Annotated in this window: 16 protein-coding genes and 1 tRNA gene; 10 read left to right on the top strand and 7 right to left on the bottom strand. The window is 63.8% G+C overall.

The window, feature by feature from the left end; all coding sequences use genetic code 11:
• From RJQ10_RS16595 to RJQ10_RS16580, 4 genes are all read right to left on the bottom strand, one after another.
• On the bottom strand, nucleotides 1–397 hold a 397-nt coding region (locus RJQ10_RS16595; RefSeq protein WP_350148494.1), incomplete at its 3' end, for an RHS repeat-associated core domain-containing protein.
• A gap of 45 nt (nucleotides 398–442) precedes the next feature.
• Nucleotides 443–757, bottom strand: a complete 315-nt coding sequence (locus RJQ10_RS16590; protein WP_350148493.1) for a HigA family addiction module antitoxin — start codon at nucleotides 755–757, stop codon at nucleotides 443–445.
• Nucleotides 758–771: 14 nt separating this feature from the next.
• Complete coding sequence (locus tag RJQ10_RS16585) at nucleotides 772–1,053, bottom strand: type II toxin-antitoxin system RelE/ParE family toxin (protein ID WP_350148492.1); 282 nt, start codon at nucleotides 1,051–1,053, stop codon at nucleotides 772–774.
• Between the two features lie 817 nt (nucleotides 1,054–1,870).
• Nucleotides 1,871–1,957: transfer RNA gene (locus RJQ10_RS16580), tRNA-Leu, on the bottom strand.
• Between the two features lie 131 nt (nucleotides 1,958–2,088).
• Between RJQ10_RS16580 and rnr the strand changes: the two genes are divergently transcribed.
• The 7 genes from rnr (at nucleotide 2,089) to dnaB (ending at nucleotide 9,143) form a co-directional block, all read left to right on the top strand.
• Nucleotides 2,089–4,509, top strand: a complete 2,421-nt coding sequence (gene rnr / locus RJQ10_RS16575; RefSeq protein ID WP_350148491.1) for a ribonuclease R — start codon at nucleotides 2,089–2,091, stop codon at nucleotides 4,507–4,509.
• A gap of 9 nt (nucleotides 4,510–4,518) precedes the next feature.
• On the top strand, nucleotides 4,519–5,283 hold the full coding sequence (gene rlmB / locus RJQ10_RS16570; protein ID WP_350148490.1) for a 23S rRNA (guanosine(2251)-2'-O)-methyltransferase RlmB: 765 nt from the start codon (nucleotides 4,519–4,521) through the stop codon (nucleotides 5,281–5,283).
• A gap of 142 nt (nucleotides 5,284–5,425) precedes the next feature.
• Nucleotides 5,426–5,857 carry a 30S ribosomal protein S6 gene (gene rpsF, locus RJQ10_RS16565; protein ID WP_350148489.1) on the top strand — a complete coding sequence of 144 codons (432 nt, stop codon included), beginning with the start codon at nucleotides 5,426–5,428 and terminating at the stop codon, nucleotides 5,855–5,857.
• Nucleotides 5,858–5,906: 49 nt separating this feature from the next.
• The gene (gene rpsR / locus RJQ10_RS16560; protein WP_350148488.1) at nucleotides 5,907–6,134 is read left to right on the top strand and encodes a 30S ribosomal protein S18; all 228 of its coding nucleotides are present in this window, start codon (nucleotides 5,907–5,909) and stop codon (nucleotides 6,132–6,134) included.
• Between the two features lie 48 nt (nucleotides 6,135–6,182).
• The gene (locus RJQ10_RS16555) at nucleotides 6,183–7,088 is read left to right on the top strand and encodes a hypothetical protein (RefSeq protein WP_350148487.1); all 906 of its coding nucleotides are present in this window, start codon (nucleotides 6,183–6,185) and stop codon (nucleotides 7,086–7,088) included.
• A gap of 47 nt (nucleotides 7,089–7,135) precedes the next feature.
• Complete coding sequence (gene rplI, locus RJQ10_RS16550; RefSeq protein WP_350148486.1) at nucleotides 7,136–7,585, top strand: 50S ribosomal protein L9; 450 nt, start codon at nucleotides 7,136–7,138, stop codon at nucleotides 7,583–7,585.
• Between the two features lie 139 nt (nucleotides 7,586–7,724).
• Nucleotides 7,725–9,143 carry a replicative DNA helicase gene (dnaB, locus tag RJQ10_RS16545; RefSeq protein WP_350148485.1) on the top strand — a complete coding sequence of 473 codons (1,419 nt, stop codon included), beginning with the start codon at nucleotides 7,725–7,727 and terminating at the stop codon, nucleotides 9,141–9,143.
• A gap of 157 nt (nucleotides 9,144–9,300) precedes the next feature.
• On the opposite strand, the gene RJQ10_RS16540 is transcribed toward dnaB, so the two are convergent.
• From RJQ10_RS16540 to RJQ10_RS16530, 3 genes are read right to left on the bottom strand one after another with little or no spacing between them, the layout of a single operon-like run.
• The gene (locus RJQ10_RS16540; protein ID WP_350148484.1) at nucleotides 9,301–10,980 is read right to left on the bottom strand and encodes an acyl-CoA dehydrogenase family protein; all 1,680 of its coding nucleotides are present in this window, start codon (nucleotides 10,978–10,980) and stop codon (nucleotides 9,301–9,303) included.
• Nucleotides 10,981–10,997: 17 nt separating this feature from the next.
• Complete coding sequence (locus tag RJQ10_RS16535; RefSeq protein WP_350148483.1) at nucleotides 10,998–11,666, bottom strand: replication protein P; 669 nt, start codon at nucleotides 11,664–11,666, stop codon at nucleotides 10,998–11,000.
• Complete coding sequence (locus RJQ10_RS16530) at nucleotides 11,578–12,711, bottom strand: DnaT-like ssDNA-binding domain-containing protein (protein WP_350148482.1); 1,134 nt, start codon at nucleotides 12,709–12,711, stop codon at nucleotides 11,578–11,580. Before RJQ10_RS16530 ends, RJQ10_RS16535 begins: the two co-directional genes overlap by 89 nt.
• A 109-nt stretch (nucleotides 12,712–12,820) precedes the next feature.
• Between RJQ10_RS16530 and radA the strand changes: the two genes are divergently transcribed.
• From radA to RJQ10_RS16515, 3 genes are all read left to right on the top strand, one after another.
• A complete protein-coding gene (gene radA / locus RJQ10_RS16525; protein WP_350148481.1) occupies nucleotides 12,821–14,209 on the top strand; it encodes a DNA repair protein RadA in 1,389 nt (462 codons plus the stop codon).
• 126 nt (nucleotides 14,210–14,335) lie between these two features.
• Nucleotides 14,336–16,822 (top strand): cyclic nucleotide-binding domain-containing protein, encoded by a 2,487-nt coding sequence (locus RJQ10_RS16520; protein WP_350148480.1) that lies wholly within the window; start codon nucleotides 14,336–14,338, stop codon nucleotides 16,820–16,822.
• Between the two features lie 2 nt (nucleotides 16,823–16,824).
• On the top strand, nucleotides 16,825–17,718 hold the full coding sequence (locus RJQ10_RS16515; RefSeq protein WP_350148479.1) for a hypothetical protein: 894 nt from the start codon (nucleotides 16,825–16,827) through the stop codon (nucleotides 17,716–17,718).
• Nucleotides 17,719–17,821 lie beyond the last annotated feature (103 nt).

The raw sequence follows: 17,821 nt of genomic DNA, 5'->3' as shown, positions 1-17,821 counted from the left end.
GCTCATAACTGGAGCGAGTGGACCCCTGGGCATCTTCCGGCGCGACTGTCACCGGGTCCGGGCTCAAGTTCCGCCCCAGGCTGGGACTGTAGACCCGCCCGTTCATGTGAATGATCCCGACATCATCCAGGTGTTCGTGGCCGGTATAGCCGCGTTTCTCCTGGCTGATGATCGCAGCGGGTTGCCAGGTGGTCGGGTTGCGGCGCACACCCCAGGCGTCATAGCTGTAGCGTTCCAGCACCGTGCCGGTGGATTCTTCCGTCAGGGCGGTGGTGCTGCCCAGGTGATCGGTATGCACATAGCGGTGCGTTACCGTGCCATTGGCATCTTCCCGGATCATGACCACACGGCCGTTGGCGCGGATGTAGTGCCGGTGTACATCGAAGCCGAGCCCCATCGAGTTGGTTGCCTCGAAGCCCTTCCCACGTAGTGGGTGGCCTGGCTATGCAGCGTGTAATGGTTTAATCCGATCAACTTCGTCCTTGACAGATTGAGCCGCCGCCCACAGATCAATTGCACGCTGTGCATTCAGCCAGAACTCGGGCGAGTTGCCAAACAGCCGGGCAAGCCGGAGTGCCATTTCAGGGCTGACGGCACGGCGTTCGCGCAGGAGTTCATTCACTGACTGCCGGGAGACACCCAAAGATTCGGCCAGCCGGGCAACCGTCAGGCCATAGTCCGGCAGGAAATCTTCCCTGAGCATTTCACCTGGATGGGTCGGCTTGCGCTGCATCCCGACAGTGTTGGGAATAGCCATAATCATTGCTCCTTTCAATGGTAGTCACACACTTCGACCTCGTAGGCGTCGCCATCTTCAAATCGAAAGCAGATCCGCCACTGATCGTTTATGGAAATCGCGTGCTGCCCTTGCCTGTTTCCGAAGAGTGGATGCAGGCGATTACCGGGCGGCACTTTCAAGTCGTCCAGCTGTTCCGCCAGATGCACGTATTCAAGTTTTCTGGCCGCTCGCGGAGCAACATCGGCGGGGAACTTTCTGCTCTTGCCCTTGGAGTAGAGCTCTTGCGTTCGTTTATCAGCGAAGGACTTGATCATGCAGCAAACGTTACTGTGTCACGTGACGCGTGTCAACGCAGCGTTGTTTAGATTGGTTGTTCAGGTCTCTTACGGTGCTTATCTGTCTCGGTTAGTGTTTCTGATCAGGCGTGGGGACTAACCCACCGCATCCGGAAACCGGCAAGGATCACGGGACACCACTCCCTTCGACCTGAAAGCGCCTGTAAACAGGCTACACAACCGATCTCCTGGGGGAGATTCCTATTGTGTATACACGCGTGGCCCCAGGGGGCCGAGTGATAATGGTAGTGGTATAAGCACCCCCTTTGAGTTGGGCGACAAGTTGCCGCGATGTGGAGAACGGACTGCCGACCCTGAGGTCGGTGCGCCGTAAGCAGTCCTGGGCGCACGGGCCCGTTTTGACCGGATGGTCGAGGGCGGGCCCCCTCTGTGCCACTGATCCGCAGTGGCCACGGGTAATTCTGTCTACGGTGGGTAGTCTACGAACCCGTCACGCGCGCGTCCTGCCGAAAATCGGCCTCGCCGCAGCGTACTTTCTGGGCTCGGAGCCATCGTCACTACCCCGCTGCGCTCGCTAGTGACGATGGCGGGCCTGCCACTCGGGTGATCTCTGGGCCAATACTGCACAAGGTTCCGGCTGATGCAAGGGGAAACCCCGTCACCGCCGGGCGGGGTTTATGGTGCCACTGGCACCACTTAGTGCGCCCAGGTCGGGCCGGGTTTTTTCTTGCTTGGCGGGAATCGTGAGGTCGCGTTTCTACCGCTCACATTTTGTGGGGTTTTATGTTGGGATTTTTAATGGATTAGCCGGGAAGGCTTGGAATTACTGATGGGATGGTGCCCAGGAGAGGACTTGAACCTCCACGCCCTTTCGAGCACTAGCACCTGAAGCTAGCGTGTCTACCAATTTCACCACCTGGGCATCGTGTAATCGCGGTGGACTACCCGAGGGCGCGCACTTTACTTTTCCCGGGCAGCTTTGTCAATCCTCGCGTATACTGTCGGCCAGTAAATTTTGACCCAGTGAAAACAGACAAGGATATCTCCCTCCATATGACCAAAAAAGGCAAGATTGCCGACCCCCACGCCGAGCGCGAAGCCGCCCGTTACGACAATCCCATCCCCAGTCGCGAGGCGATCCTCGACCTGCTCACCAACGCGGACAAGCCTCTCAGCCACGCTCATATCGCCAAACAGCTCCTGCTTGAAGATGAAGATTCGGTGGAAGCCCTGCGCAAGCGCCTGCGAGCCATGGAGCGCGATGGCCAGCTGATGGTTAACCGCCGCGGGGCCTATGGCCTGGTGGACAAAATGAACCTGATCCGCTGCCGGGTGCAGGGCCATCGGGACGGCTACGGCTTCGCCATCCCCCTGGAGCAGGGTGATGATCTCTACCTGAGTTCACGCCAGATGCAGTTCGTGTTCGACGGCGACGAGGTTCTGGTCACCGTGATCGGTCTGGACCGGCGCGGACGCCCGGAAGGCAGGGTGGTCGAGGTTCTGCAGCGCGGTACCAGCCGTATCGTGGGCCGCTATGAAGAAGAGAGCGGCATCGGCTTCGTGGTGCCGGACAACAGCCGCGTCAACCACCGCATCCTGATCCCGCCGAAGCTCAAGGGTGGCGCTAAGTCGGGCCAGATTGTCACCGCCGAGATCACCGACTACCCCACCCGCAATCTTGGCGCCAAGGGCACTATCGTCGAGGTACTGGGGGAGCATCTGGACCCCGGCCTGGAAATCGATGTTGCCATCCGCTCCCACAACATTCCCCATGAGTGGCCGGAAGAGGTCCTGCGAGAGGCCGGCTCCCTGGAGGCGGAGCCCCGTGAAGAGGACAAGCTGCACCGCGCGGACCTGCGGAAGCTCGCTTTTGTCACTATCGACGGCGAAGACGCCCGTGATTTCGACGACGCCGTGTATTGCGAGAAGCGCCTGCGCGGCTGGCGTCTGTGGGTGGCTATCGCCGACGTTTCGCACTATGTGCAGGCGGGCTCGGCGCTGGATCAGGAAGCGGCCCAGCGTGGCAACTCGGTGTACTTCCCGGAACAGGTGGTGCCCATGCTCCCGGAGGCCCTGTCCAACGGGCTGTGCTCCTTGAAGCCGGAGGTGGATCGCCTGGCCATGGTCTGTGAGATGGAGCTCAACGGTTCGGGCAAGCTGACCGGGTTCCGCTTCTACGAGGCGGTGATTCACTCTCACGCCCGGCTGACCTACACCCAGGTCGGCGAGGCGCTGGAGCAGGGCGCTCATCCCGAGATCAGCAAGGGTCTGCTGAAAGACCTGAAACGTCTGCAGTCGCTGTATAAAGTGCTGCGCAGCGCCCGGGGTGACCGCGGCGCCATCGATTTCGAGACCACCGAGACCCGCATCCTGTTCAACGAGCAGCGCAAGATCGAGGCCATCGTGCCGGTGGTGCGCAACGACGCCCACAAGCTGATCGAGGAGTGCATGCTGTGCGCCAACGTGGCGGCCGCGCGCTTCTATGAAGAGCACAAGCTACCGGTATTGTACCGGGTGCACGAGGGTCCCACTCCCGAGAAACTGGAGAACCTGCGAGCTTTCCTCGGTGAGTTGGGCCTGGACCTGCGCGGCGGCGACAAGCCGACCCCGGCCCATTACGGCAAGTTGCTGGATGAGGTGCAGGGCCGCGACGATGCCAATGTCATCCAGACCATGCTGCTGCGCTCCCTGCGCCAGGCGGTATACCAACCGGAGAATGAAGGCCATTTCGGCCTGCATTACCCGGCCTATGCCCACTTCACCTCTCCGATCCGGCGCTACGCAGACCTGCTGGTGCATCGCGGCATCCGCCACATCATCCGTTCCAAGGTGCGGACCAAAACCGTGGTGCGGCAGCGCGGTGCGCCGCTGCTGCCCCGGGAGCAGATCTTCCCCTACGACGAGCGTGACATGGTGGCCCAGGGCATACACTGCTCCATGACCGAGCGGCGGGCGGATGACGCCACCCGCGATGTGGAGTCCTGGCTCAAGTGCGAGTTCCTGCAGGACCATGTAGGTGACGAGTTTGACGGGGTAATTGCCGCGGTCACCAGCTTCGGCTTGTTTGTGGAGTTGCAGCCTATCTATATAGAAGGCCTGGTACACATCAGCGCCCTGCCGGGGGACTACTACAGCTTTGACGCCTCCCACCAGCGTCTGGTCGGGGAGCGCAGTGGTCGCAGCTACAAGCTCGGTGGCCGCGTGCGGGTGCAGGTGGCCCGGGTGGACCTGGATGACAAGAAAGTGGATCTGGAGCTGATTGACTCTGCGCCACCAGCTGCTGGCGCGGCCAGGAAACCGCGGAGGAAGGCCGGGAAAAAGGTGGATGCCAGCCAGCCCGCGCCGCGGAAGAAATCCGCGGCGGCGAAGAAGTCCGGCGCCGGCAAGAAAAAGGCCCCCGCGGCGGCCAAATCCACTGCCGATCCGGAGCAGTCGGCACCTGCCGGCAAGTCCCGCCGCCGCCGTCGCCGCTAGGTTTTCGCTGTGCAGTACATCTACGGCATTCACGCAGTCGACGGCCTGCTGCGGCGCAACCCTGCCGCGGTGCGCCAGCTGGCTCTGCAGCAGGGGCGGGCGGACAAACGCATTGCCAGTCTCGAGGCGTTGGCCCGCAACCAGGGCGTGGCCGTGGTGCGCGAGCCACGCAAGGTACTGGACGAACGGGTTCAGGGTCGCCACCAGGGTGCGATAGCCACGGTTGCGGAGGCGACCGCCGCTGGCCCTGCGGCGCTGGGCGGCAACCTGCTGGATGAAGTCGACCTGCTGCGGCTGGTGGATGACAGCCCGGGTCCTGTGCTGTTGCTGGTACTGGATGGCATCACCGACCCTCACAACCTCGGCGCCTGCCTGCGCAGTGCGGATGCCGCCGGCGTCCATGCGGTGGTGGTGCCCAAGGATAAATCCGCGGACCTCGGTCCCACCGTCAGCAAGGTGGCCTGTGGCGCTGCCGAGGTGGTGCCCTTTGCCCGGGTGACCAATATCGCCCGTACCCTGGAAGCCCTGAAGGCCCGCGGTGTCTGGATTTACGGCACCGCCGGGGAGGCGCAGTCGACCGTATACGAGTCCGACCTCCGGGGTTCCGTGGCCCTGGTGATGGGCGCCGAGGGCGCAGGCCTCAGGCGACTTACCCGGGAACTCTGCGACCACCTGGTCAAGTTGCCCATGGCGGGCTCGGTCAGCAGCCTGAATGTGTCGGTAGCGACCGGGATCTGTCTGTTCGAAGTGGTGCGCCAGCGCCAGCAGGTGTAGCGCCAGCCGCCTCGTCAAGGTGCTTGCGGGAAGCCGGCAAACTCTATAGAATCCGCGGCCTGAATTTTGCCCGGCTGTTTCAGCAGCCGATTCTCCTTGCTACACCACGCTGATGGGTAGCATTAACCCGTAAGGAGCCACGATGCGTCATTACGAAGTTGTATTTATGGTCCACCCGGACCAGTCCGAACAGGTGCCCGGCATGATCGAGCGCTACTCCAATACCATCCAGAAAGACGGCGGCTCCGTGCACCGTCTGGAAGACTGGGGTCGTCGCCAGCTGGCCTACCCCATCAACAAGATTCACAAGGCGCACTATATCCTGATGAATGTTGAGGCTTCCAACGAAGCGATGGAAGAACTGACCACCACCTTCCGTTACAACGACGCCGTCCTGCGTAACCTGGTCATCCGCCGCGATGAAGCCGTCACCGATGAGTCATTCATCATGAAGGCCGAGAAGGAAAGCCGCGAGCGCAAGACCCGCTACGAGGAGCGCCAGTCGGCAGAAGCCGAACGTGCGCCCCGCGCGAGCAGCAACGACGACGAAGGCGATGACGAGTCTGGCGAATAAGCCGCTCGCAGTCCGGTAACGACTATCAAGGTTCAAGAGGAGTAGGTTCATGGCACGTTTTTTCCGTCGCCGCAAGTTTTGTCGCTTCACTGCCGAAGGCACGAAGGAAATCGACTACAAGGATCTGGAAACGCTGAAAGCGTACGTTTCCGAAACCGGCAAGATCGTACCCAGCCGGATTACCGGTACCAAGGCCCGGTACCAGCGCCAGCTGGCTACTGCCGTTAAGCGCGCGCGCTTTCTGGCGCTGTTGCCCTACTCGGATTCGCACCAGTAAGTATCCCCGGACTCACGCCGCCGTGGGCGGCGTGACCTTGGGAGGCCCGTGTTGAAAGGCCTGGCCAGTTTCATCATGCGCGGCCGCCTGCAGGCGCTGGTGGTTGCGGTTGCCGGTGCGGGTAGCCTGCTGTTCTGCTGGGTCAGCGCTGCTGCGATTGCCCTGGTGACCCTGCGGCGAGGAGCCGGGCCAGGTGCCTGGCTGTTGTTGTGGGCGCTGCTGCCCGCCGGGGCCTTGATGTTCGCTTTCGGCGATAGCGGCCCGCTGGCCCTGCTGCTCGGCACGACTGTTCTGGCGCTGGTGCTCAGGTTCTCGGTCAGCTTGCCGCTGGCGCTATTGGCCAGTGTCCCGGTGGGCCTGGTGACAGGATGGGGAGTGGCCGTTTTCGGTGGCCCCGTGCTGGAGCAGATGCTGGCGTTTTTCGACCAGTTTCTGGGCAACCTCGAACAGCAGATGGCTGCCGAGGGCGCTACGGCGGTCACCCTGGCCCGACCGACGGCCTTGCAGATCGCCGGCATGCTTGGCGCCGCCAATGCGGTGCTCAGCGCGCTCTGTTTGTTGCTCGCGCGCTGGTGGCAGGCGGCGCTCTACAATCCGGGCGGGTTTGGCAGCGAGTTTCGCGCCCTGTATTACCCGCCTGCTGTCAGTAGCCTGCTGCTGGCGGTGGCGCTGGGCCTGAGCAGTCTCGGGCTTGAGTACCGGTCCTGGGCGGCCATCTGCGTGGTGCCCCTGACCGTGGCTGGCATGGCCTTGTTGCACGCGCGGGTAACACTGCGCGGGCGGGGGACGGGGTTGTTGGCTGGATTTTACATCGCCTGGGTGCTGTTCGACCTGGTGAAGATAATGGTGGTGGTCGCGGCTGTGGCCGACAGCTGGTTGGGATTCCGCCAGCGCTGGCAGGCCCGCGCCGGGAACAGTGTATCCCGCCGCGACGACAGTGATGACCGCGACTGAAGATTTAAACCAAGCGGGAGGCGACTCCCCTGAGAGAGGAAATCAAGATGGAAGTCATATTGCTGGAAAATATCGGCAACCTGGGTGGCCTGGGCGACAAGGTGGATGTCAAAGCCGGTTACGGTCGCAACTTCCTTGTCCCCCAGGGCAAGGCTGTGCCTGCGACCCGGGACAACATTGCCGAGTTCGAAACCCGCCGCGCCGAGCTGGAAGCGGCCGCGGCCGCGACCCTGGCTGCCGCCGAGAAGCGCGCCGAGGCCCTGAATGCCCTGCAGCCCATCTCCATCGGCGCCAATGCCGGTGAGGAAGGCAAGCTGTTCGGTTCCGTCGGTACTCGCGATATCGCCGAGGCCCTTGTAGCGGCTGGCTGCGAAGTCGACAAATCCGAAGTGCGCCTGCCCGAAGGTCCCCTGCGTGAACTGGGTGAGTTCGAGGTGGATATCCAGGTGCACGGCGATGTTACCGCTACGGTCGTAATCGCCGTCGTTCCCGAGTAGGACGCCCGTCCCGGGCATCCTGCCCGGGTCTCTCCCCGCTTCCCGGAGTGCGCCGGATTGAATAAATCCGGCGCGCCCTTTTCCATGCCCGGCAAAATCCGCTAACCTGTCCTGCCCTCGACTGTCACAGCAGATCTGCATGCCTGATACCGACTACCCCGACGTCATCTCCGAGCCTCCCTATGGCAGCGGGCGTGGCGTCAGCGACCGGGATATTGCACGCATCAAGATGCAGCCGCATTCCATTGAGGCCGAGCAGTCGGTACTCGGGGGTCTGCTGTTGTCCGCGGACGGCTGGGACGCGGTGGCGGAAGCGGTCACGGCCCAGGATTTCTATCGGCCGGATCACCGCCTGATTTTCCGCCAGATTGCCAAGCTGGCGGAGGCGGCGCAGCCGGTTGACGTGATCACCGTGGCGGATCGCCTGACGGCCAATGGCGAACTTGACGCGGCCGGCGGCCTGGGGTATCTGGCCGAGCTTGCCAGCAACACCCCCAGCGCCTCGAATATCCGCGCCTATGCCCAGGTCGTCAGCGAGCGCGCCAGCCTGCGCAAGCTTATCGAGGCGGCGCAGGTGATTGCGGAGAGCGGTTTCAGTCCGGAGGGGCGTACCTCCGACGAGCTGATCGACGAGGCCGAGCGCCTGATCATGCAGATCTCCGAGCAGGGGCCCAAGGCCGGAGGGCCGCGGGAAGTGAATCCTCTGCTGCAGTCGGCCCTGAGCCGGATCGAGGAGCTGTTTCACTCCGGCGGCGATATCACCGGCCTCGATAGTGGCTTCCTCGACTTGAATCGCATGACCTCCGGGCTGCAGCCTTCGGACCTGGTCATCGTCGCCGGCCGGCCGTCGATGGGGAAGACCAGCTTTGCCATGAATCTGGTGGAGAATGCCGTGCTGGGTCAGGACAAGCCGATCCTCGTATTCAGCATGGAGATGCCCGCGGAGCAGCTGATCATCCGTATGCTGTCTTCGGTTGGCCGCATCGACCAGACCCGGATCCGCAACGGCAAACTGGAGCAGGAGGACTGGCCGAAACTGAGCGCCGCGGTTTCCAAGCTCAAGGACCGGCCGCTGTTCATCGACGACACTCCGGCGCTGACCCCGACAGAAGTGCGCAGCCGTGCCCGCCGCATTGCCCGCGAGCACGGCCAGATCGGGATGATCATGGTGGACTACATCCAGCTGATGCAGATCGCCGGCTCCTCGGAGGGGCGTACCGCGGAGATTTCCGAGATTTCCCGTAGCCTCAAGGCCATCGCCAAAGAGTTCCAGTGCCCGATGGTTGCCCTGTCCCAGCTTAACCGGGCCCTGGAGCAGCGCCCGAACAAGCGCCCGGTGAACTCAGACCTGCGGGAATCCGGTGCGATTGAGCAGGACGCGGACGTGATCATGTTCATCTACCGGGATGAGGTCTATAACGAAGACTCCCCGGACAAGGGCACCGCTGAGATTATTCTCGGCAAGCAGCGGAATGGCCCCATCGGAACCTGCCGCCTCGCGTTTATCGGGCAATTCACCCGGTTCGAGAATCTCGCGCGCGGTAATTACGACAACTGACATTTGCTGTCGCCAGATTCCGCGGCCCCGGCGCCTGGCTGCTCCCGGGCGGGACACGCCGTGAACCCATCCATGGGGGCTTGTATGAAACATTCATGTTTCATACAGTCCCGCCCGGAAGCAGCCAGCCACCGGGTCCCCGATCAAGGCAGTACATTCAGGCTTTCGGGGTTGACCGTTCAATGATGGATGCGCAGTCGATGCCCCGGGGGAGGGCACCGTAGTTGTGGTGCCCGGCAGCCTCGAGGCGCGAGGCGCAGAATGCGCCGGCGACTTCGCCGGGGGAGTGTTGCAGGAGCAGCGCCGCCTGCAGGGCGGTTGCCAGGCGGTCGACCACGCTGCGGGCGCGGTATTCCATGTCCGCGGGGTCCTTGAGATCGCGGGCCAGGGTGTCCAGCTGGCGGTCCAGGGCGGCGTTTCGTCCACGGGCCTTGCCGGTCTCAGCGAAGAAGGCTTCCACCACCCGCGGCGATTTATGCAGCGCCCGCAGTACGTCCAGGCACTGCACGTTGCCGCTGCCTTCCCAGATGGCGTTGACCGGCGCTTCCCGGTACAGGCGCGGCATCATGCTGTCTTCCATTACCCCGCTGCCGCCGATGCACTCCATGGCCTCGTAGGCGTGGTTGGGGCTGCGCTTGCAGATCCAGTACTTGCCCACCGCAACGCCGAGGCGCATCAACAGGGCCTCCTGCTCGTCACCGGGGTTGTCCAGGGCCCGGGCCATGCGCATGCCGGTAACCAGCGCGGCCTCGCTCTCGATGGCGAGGTCGGCGAGCACATTCTGCATCAGCGGCTGCTGATTCAGGACCCGGCCGAATGCTCCGCGGATACTGCAGTGGTGCAGGGCCTGGGACGCGGCCATACGCATGCCCGCGGCGGAGCCGACCATGCAGTCGAAGCGGGTCAGGCTGACCATCTCGACGATGGTGCGCACGCCGCGGCCTTCCTCGCCCAGCAGCCAGCCCAGGGCGCCGCGCAGCTCGATTTCGCTGGAGGCATTGGAGGCGTTGCTGAGCTTCTTCTTCAGGCGCAGCACCTGCAGCGGATTCTTGCTGCCGTCCGGCCGCCAGCGCGGCACCAGGAAGCAGCCCGGCCCTGCCTCGGTCTGGGCCAGCACCAGGAAGGCGTCGCACATCGGGGCGGAGAGAAAGAACTTGTGCCCCACCAGCTCATACAGCTCGCCCGTCCCGCGCTGGCCCACGGGGTAGGCCCGGGTGCTGTTGCTGCGCACATCGGAACCGCCCTGCTTCTCGGTCATGCCCATGCCGATGGTGACGCTGCGTTTGTCCCGGTCCGGTACATTGCGCGGGTCGTACTCACAGGCGGTGATCTTGGGTTCCCAGGTCGCAGCAATGGCGGGCGTGGTGCGGATCGATGGAATGCAGGCGAAGGTCATGGTGACGGGGCAGCCGTGGCCTGCCTCCACCTGGCTGTGCAGGTAGCTGTGGGCCGCCCGCGCCACATGCGCGCCCGGGCGCGGACTGGTCCAGGGGGAGGAGTGCAGGCCGTGGCTGACAGCGGTGTCCATCAAGGCGTGGTAGGCCGGGTGGTAGCTGACCAGATCCACCCGGTTGCCGAAACGATCGTGGGTATCGAACTCCGGGGTGTAACGGTTGGCGGCGAAACCCAGCTGCAGGTAATCGGCCCTGCCGATCCTGTCGCCGAAGGCTCGAAGATCCTGCTCGGCCCAGCCTGCTCCCTCGCGCTCCACTGCGTCGCGCAGGGCGCGATCCTGAGCGTAGAGGTTGTAGTTCGCCAGCTCCCGGGACACGTTTTCCACCTCGTGGGTCTCGGCGAGGTAGTTTGTGCGTTGGTCGTCGTGGAGTGGTGCGTTCATGGGGGCATCTCTCGCTGTCACAAGTTGGCAGTCTCCCGCAGCTTTTTCAGTTCCGCCAGCTGTTCCTCGGTGCCAAGCGGGGCGGGGCTGTGCTGCTCCAGCGCCGGTTCCTCGGGTATGGCCAGGGTCTCGCCGCGCAGCACGCGGGTGCAGTAGTCCTGATAGTGCTGGCGGAACACCGGCCAGGTCAGGCGCTCGGGGTTGTTGGCGAGGAAGAACCAGTCGCTGTCGCGGCCGGCCAGGTAAACTGCGGGATGGCTCCAGGTCTGTGCCGAGCGCGGGCTGCGGGCGCCGCAGGCCTCCAGGTAGGCATCGTAGGGTGCGGGCAGTCCCAGCCCGGCAATGCCCTCGCGGCAACACTCGAGCATGCGGTGCAGGGTTGGTAAATACTCACTGTTCTCAATCGCGTGGCGGGCTCCGCGCAGGATCTGCTCCACCGGGTAGTCAGCCAGGGAGTCCAGCCACAGCTTCTTGATCTGCTTGAGCTGCTCGGCATCCGGGTAGGCGGCGTAGTACTGGTTGTGATAATTCAGCCGGAACAGGGCGAAGACCTGGTTGATGGCCTCGACGTGGGCCTCGCTGGCCTGGCGTCGGCCCTCAGTCCGCCCATGAGGTGTCGCTGAGGTCGTCGGCGAGGCTGCGATCCCGCGTGCGACCCGTTCGATGAGATCCCTGTCCTTCGTCATGGCTGTGCCCTGCCTGTTCAATGCGATGCTGTTTGGCCCAGTGGAATTTTACATGCTGCAGGAACTTGCTGTTCCATGAGGTATGGGCCTGGTTGCTGTCACGCCAGTAGACGATGAATTCCGGCAGCAGTCCCCGGGCGAAGTCCTCGTCAATGTGCGACAGACGCAGGATATCAAAGACGTCGGCATCCGGCTGCCAGTCCTCGCTGATCCGCCTGGGCTCGGTGCTGTGGGTCATGCTTGAGGTGTACTTGGCCCACTGGATACGAATGTGCTGGATGAATTTCGAGTTCAGTTCTTTGGGCGCCGTGCCCCGCTCGCGCCAGTAGAGGATGAACTCGGGGATTGCCTCGTCGATGAAATCCCGTTCCACCCCGCTGCGCAGCATGATTTCCAGGGCGTCCCGGCTGGGGCGCCAGCGGTTGTCCAGGTCCGGGGTGTGCTCGATGCGGAAGGCCTCGGCCTCCAGCTGCTGCTGGCGGCGCCAGCTGCTGATGACGTGCTGGCGGAATTTGTTCTCCCAGGCGTGACTCGGCTCGCCGCGCTCGCGCCAGTAGAAGATGAAATCCTCCAGCTGGTCGAGGGCAAATTGCCGCGGTATGTTGTGGTTCAGCGCCAGCAGCTGCAGCAGGTCCTCGCTGGGGGACCAGTTGGGCGGTAGCTGGCCGGCGCCACGGCGGGAAGGGGTGGGCGGCGCATTCGGGGGGGCGCGCAGCGGCTGCTGCGGTTGCGGCACGGGCTCGTTCAGGGCAAAGACCAGCTCCCCGTGACTGTGTAGCGGCGGCGACTGCATCAGTATCACGCCCTTGTCGGCCAGGCTGCGGGTGATGCGGTGCAGGTCGACGGCTGTCCAGAATGGCAGCTGCCGCAGCAGGAAATCGCGCTCCACGGCGAGCCAGGCGAAGCCGTCGCTGTGCCTGGGTTGGCGGTGCGCGAACAGGGAGCCAAGCTGCTGTAGCAGGATCGCTTCTTCCAGTCCTATCGTCGCCGCCAGCCCGGGTGAGAACACCAGTGGCTGTTCGGGAACGATGGAGGCGTCTGACATGGGCAATCCAGTAGTGTTGGGCAAGCGCATACACTAGGATACCGAGCTCACCCGGTAACCGATAGCCGGACGCCAGACTTTTTCCCCGGGAACAGGAGCAGGACAGGGCATGGCAAAGAGCAAAACCGCATTCGTGTGCAGTGACTGTGGCTCGGATTATGCCAAGTGGCAGGGGCAGTGCAACGACTGTGGGGCCTGGAACACGCTGGCGGAAGTGCGGCTGGGCCCGGCCGCCGGCGGCACCCGCAATCCTGTCCCCGGTCGGGCCGGAGGCAGCCGTGGTGGTTACACCGGCACCCTGGCAGAGGCGCGACTGTTGGCAGAAATCGACCTGGAGGACCTGCCGCGGTTTTCCAGCGGCGCTGATGAATTCGACCGGGTGCTGGGGGGCGGCCTGGTGCCGGGTTCGGCCATCCTGGTGGGCGGCAACCCCGGTGCCGGCAAGAGCACCCTGCTGTTGCAGACCATGTGTCACCTGGCCGCGGGTATGGAAGCGCTCTACATCACGGGCGAGGAGTCCCTGCAGCAGGTGGCGATGCGGGCCCGGCGCCTGGGCCTGGCCACGGACAAGCTGCGCCTGATGGCGGAGACCAATGTCGAGGCCATTATCGCCGCCGCCGACAAGTACCGGCCGCGTGTGCTGGTGGTGGATTCCATCCAGGTCGTGCACTCCGATGACCTCAACTCGGCGCCCGGCAGTGTCTCCCAGGTGCGGGAGTGCGCCGCGTTCCTGACCCGCTTTGCCAAGCAGACCGGTACGGTGCTGTTCCTGGTCGGCCATGTCACCAAGGACGGTTCCCTGGCGGGCCCCAAGGTGCTCGAGCACATGATTGACTGCTCGATTTTGCTGGAGGGCGACCACGACTCCCGCTTCCGCACCTTGCGAGGGCAGAAAAACCGCTTCGGCGCGGTCAACGAGCTGGGGGTTTTTGCCATGACCGAGCAGGGCCTGCGGGAGGTGCGCAACCCCTCAGCCATCTTTCTGGACCGAAGCAGCGAACCCGCCTCCGGCAGCGCGGTGATGGTGGTCTGGGAGGGCACCCGGCCCCTGCTGGTCGAGATCCAGGCGCTGGTGGATGACAGTGCCCTCGGCAATCCCCGCCGTGTGGCGGTGGGCCTGGAACAGAACCGGCTGGCAATGCTGCTGGCCGTGCTGCATCGCCACGGCGGCCTGCAGGTCGGTGACCAGGATGTGTTCGCCAACGTGGTGGGCGGAGTCAAGGTGCTGGAAACGAGTGCCGACCTCGCCCTGTTGATGGCCATTGTCTCCAGCTTTCGCGACCGCCAGTTGCCACGGGATATGGTGATCTTTGGTGAAGTGGGTTTGTCGGGGGAAATCCGGCCGGTACCCAGCGGTCAGGAGCGGCTGGCGGAGGCGGCCAAGCACGGCTTCCGGCGCGCCATTGTGCCGCGTGCCAATGCCCCCCGCGGCGAAATAAAGGGTATGCAGGTGATCGCCGTGTCAAAACTGTCGGAAGCGCTTGCTGCTGTTGAGTAGAGCGGCGTGCCGTTGGTATCGTCGCAAGAAAAACTTGGGCAAATCGGGATTCGGCGGCTATAGTGGAAATACTAAGCTCTGCGATGAGAGCAGAGTTGGATAATAAGCCAACAAAGGATACCGCTCTTGGGGGAGAGATATCACATCGCCATTGTGGGCGCGGGTCCTGCTGGGCTCAGTGCGGCGGGCCGGGCGGCCGAGTATGATCGCGACGCCGGTGTCAACAGCCCGAGTTACGTCCTGCTGGAAGGTTTCTCGATCTTCGCCAAGACCATCCAGAAGTACCAGAAGGGCAAGCACGTCATGGACGAGCCGGGGTTTCTGGCCCTGCGCAGCCCGGTACCTTTTGTCGCCGGCAAGCGGGAAGAAATCCTCGGGGGCTGGCAGGACAGTATCAAGGCCGGCCTGAACGTTCGGTACGACAGCGAGGTCACCGGGATCAGCGGCAGTCGCGGCCAGTTCGTGCTGAAACTGCAGTCCGGGGACGAGATCGAAGCCGAGCACGTGGTGTTGTCCATTGGTACCCAGGGCAACCCCCGCAGCCTGGGGGTGAAAGGGGATGTTGAGTCGGACTTTGTCCGCTACACCCTGGATGACCCCGAGGACTTCAAGAAAGAAACCATCGTGGTGGTCGGCGCCGGTGATGCCGCCATCGAGAACGCCATCGCCCTGTCCGATTACAACACGGTTTATATCATCAACCGGCGCAACGAATTCAGCCGCGCCAAGGATGGCAACCTGAATGCGGTGCTGGCGGCGATCAACGACAAGAGCCGACCCTTTCACTGCCGCTACGAGGCGGGCGTTGCCGGTCTGGAGCTGCCGGCCAGCCCCGGCGAGATGGGCGCCATTATCCTGAACACGCCGGCGGGCGAAGAACGCCTGGCCTGTCACCGGATCATCGCCCGTCTCGGCACCATTCCCCCGCGCAGTTTCGTTGAGTCCTGCGGCATCGAGATCAGCAGTCCCAGCGCCGACGCCGTGCCGGATGTCGACCGTCACTACCAGAGCAATGTGGCCGGCCTTTACGTCATTGGCGCCCTGGGCGGCTACCCGCTGATCAAGCAGGCCATGAACCAGGGCTACGATGTCATCGAGTTCATCCACGGCAAGGACACCAAGCCCGCCGACTATCCGCTGTTGCAGGATCAGTTCTCGGGCCTGCCCTATGTGATGGACGCAGAGGATGTGCTGGAGCTGTACCAGCAGCGTATCCCCATGTTCCGGCGCATGAACCCGCTGGCCTTCCGTGAGCTGATCATCGAGAGCCGCATCCTGGTGAGCTTGCCGTCGGCTGATCTCGCCCGCGTGGAACAGAAAGGCGAGCGCTCCACGGTGTTCGTTCCCGCGGGCGAACCGGTGTACCGCAACGGCGAATTCAGCACCACCTTCTACACCCTGGTGGAAGGCGAAGTGAAGCTGCAGCTGGAGCAGGACGGGCCCTGGCACACGCTCAAGCCGGGCCAGTTCTTTGGCGAGATGAGCCTGATCTCGGGGCGCCCGCGCCAGGGCGACGCGGTGGTGAGCGAGGATGCGATCCTGATCGAAACGCCGCGGCGGATCATGGTCAAGTTGATGAACTCCAACGAGGAAGTGCGCAAGGGTATCGACCGCATCTTCATCGTACGCGCCCTGCAGGCCGCGTTCCGCCCCAACCTGCCGCTGGCGGAATTGTCGGCGATTGCCGGCCAGGTAGAAACCTGTCGCTTCAACGCCGGTCAGGCCCTGTTCAGCGAGGGTGAGGAGGGCGATTGCCTGCACCTGATCCGCAGCGGTACCGTCGTGCTTTCCAGGGGTAGCGCAAACATGGTGGTGGCACAGCACCACTCCGGCGACCTGGTCGGGCAGATGGCGCTGATGGGTGCTCCCCTGCGACGGGACACGGCTGTCGCCGCGGTGCGTACTGAAACCATCAAGGTCAAGCGCGCGGAGTTCCTGGCCCTGGTCAACAGCCAGCCGGAACATATCGCCACCCTGCAGGGGCGCTTGAGCTCGCTGCTGGAGAAGACCAACGCCATGGCGTCCCAGCCCGAGGCGGCCCGCTCCATCGGTTTCCTCATGGAGCAGGGCCTGGGCGAGGCGACCAACGCCCTGGTCATCGACGAGTCCCTGTGCGTGGGCTGCGACAACTGTGAGCGCGCCTGTGCGGAGACTCACGGCGGACTGTCGCGCTTGAACCGGGCCGCGGGTCCGTCCTTCGCCAACCTGCACGTGCCGATTTCCTGCCGCCACTGTGAGCTGCCGCACTGCATGAAGGATTGCCCGCCGGATGCGATTCGCCGCTCCGCTGACGGCGAGGTGTTCATAACCGACAACTGCATCGGCTGTGGCAACTGTGAGACCAACTGCCCCTACAACGCCATCAAGCTCAGCTACGCCGCACCGCCCAAGCCCGGGCTGCTGTCCTGGCTGCTGTTTGGGCGCGGCGCGGGCCCCGGCCAGCCGGAAACATTCACTCCTGCCGCCGCCGACAAGGAGCGTGGCAAGAAAGCCGTGAAGTGCGATGCCTGCATGGGCCAGTCCGGCGGCCCGGCCTGTGTGCGGGCCTGCCCCACAGGTGCCGCCATGCGGCTTTCCCCGGAACAGTTTGTCGCCCTGGTGGAGGCTCGTTGAGGATGCGTGAGAGCCTGCTCGGCTGGCAACAGTACCGTTACCTGAAGTGGGGGCTGCTCCTGCTGGTACTCAGTGTCGCCCTCTATGTGACCCAGGGTGGCAGCAACGCCGCCCAGCCGCCCAATGGCGGCACCTGGCAGGGCTATGTACTGGGTAGCCTGGGTGCCCTGCTCATTGTCTGGCTGAGCCTGCTGGGCGTGCGCAAGCGCAGCTACAAATCGACTGCCGGCACTGTCCAGGGCTGGGCTTCTGCCCATGTGTACCTGGGGACGGCGCTGCTGGTGGTGGCAACGCTGCACTGTGCGCTGCAGTTCGGCTTCAATGTCCACACCCTGGCGTACATACTCATGTGCCTGGTGATCCTGTCGGGCTTTTACGGCCTTTATGCCTATATGCATTTGCCCGGTCGACTGGCCTCCATCCAGTCCGGCAGTGGCCAGGATGGCCGGCTGGACGAGTTGGCTCGGGTCGATGCCCGCATCCGCGACGCCTCTGAGCGCTGCGACGCCAATCTGCAGTCGCTGGTGATCAGTGCCCTGGAGCTGACCCGGGTGGGCGGTTCGGCCTGGCAGCAGCTGCTGGCCCGGGACCGGTCCCGGGTCATGGTGCCGGGAGACAGCAGCCAGAAAGCCCAGGCCATGGCCAACGTCGAGCAGGAGGTCGTGATCGGTCACCTGGCCGGGCGTATACCCGATGCCCGCAAGCAGTCGGAGGCGGAAGTGTTGAACGAACTGCTGGGCCTGTTCGGTCGCCGCCAGGTGTTGCTGCACCAGGTACGGCGCGAGGTGCAGCTGCGAGGCCTGATGAAGATCTGGCTGTATTTTCATATCCCCCTGACGGTGGGCCTGCTGGTGGCATTGGTAGTCCACATCATCTCCGTCTTTATTTACTGGTAGCCCGATGTACTTTCTGGTTCGCAAACTGACCGGTCGCGCTAGCGGCGAAGTGCTGGAGACCGAGTATCAGGGCGACAAGCTCACCCTCGGCGGTGAGCCCGGT

It is taken from the genome of Haliea sp. (assembly GCF_040222615.1).
Classification (GTDB): Bacteria; Pseudomonadota; Gammaproteobacteria; order Pseudomonadales; family Halieaceae; genus Haliea.
This window is presented reverse-complemented; position numbering and strand designations above follow the sequence as displayed.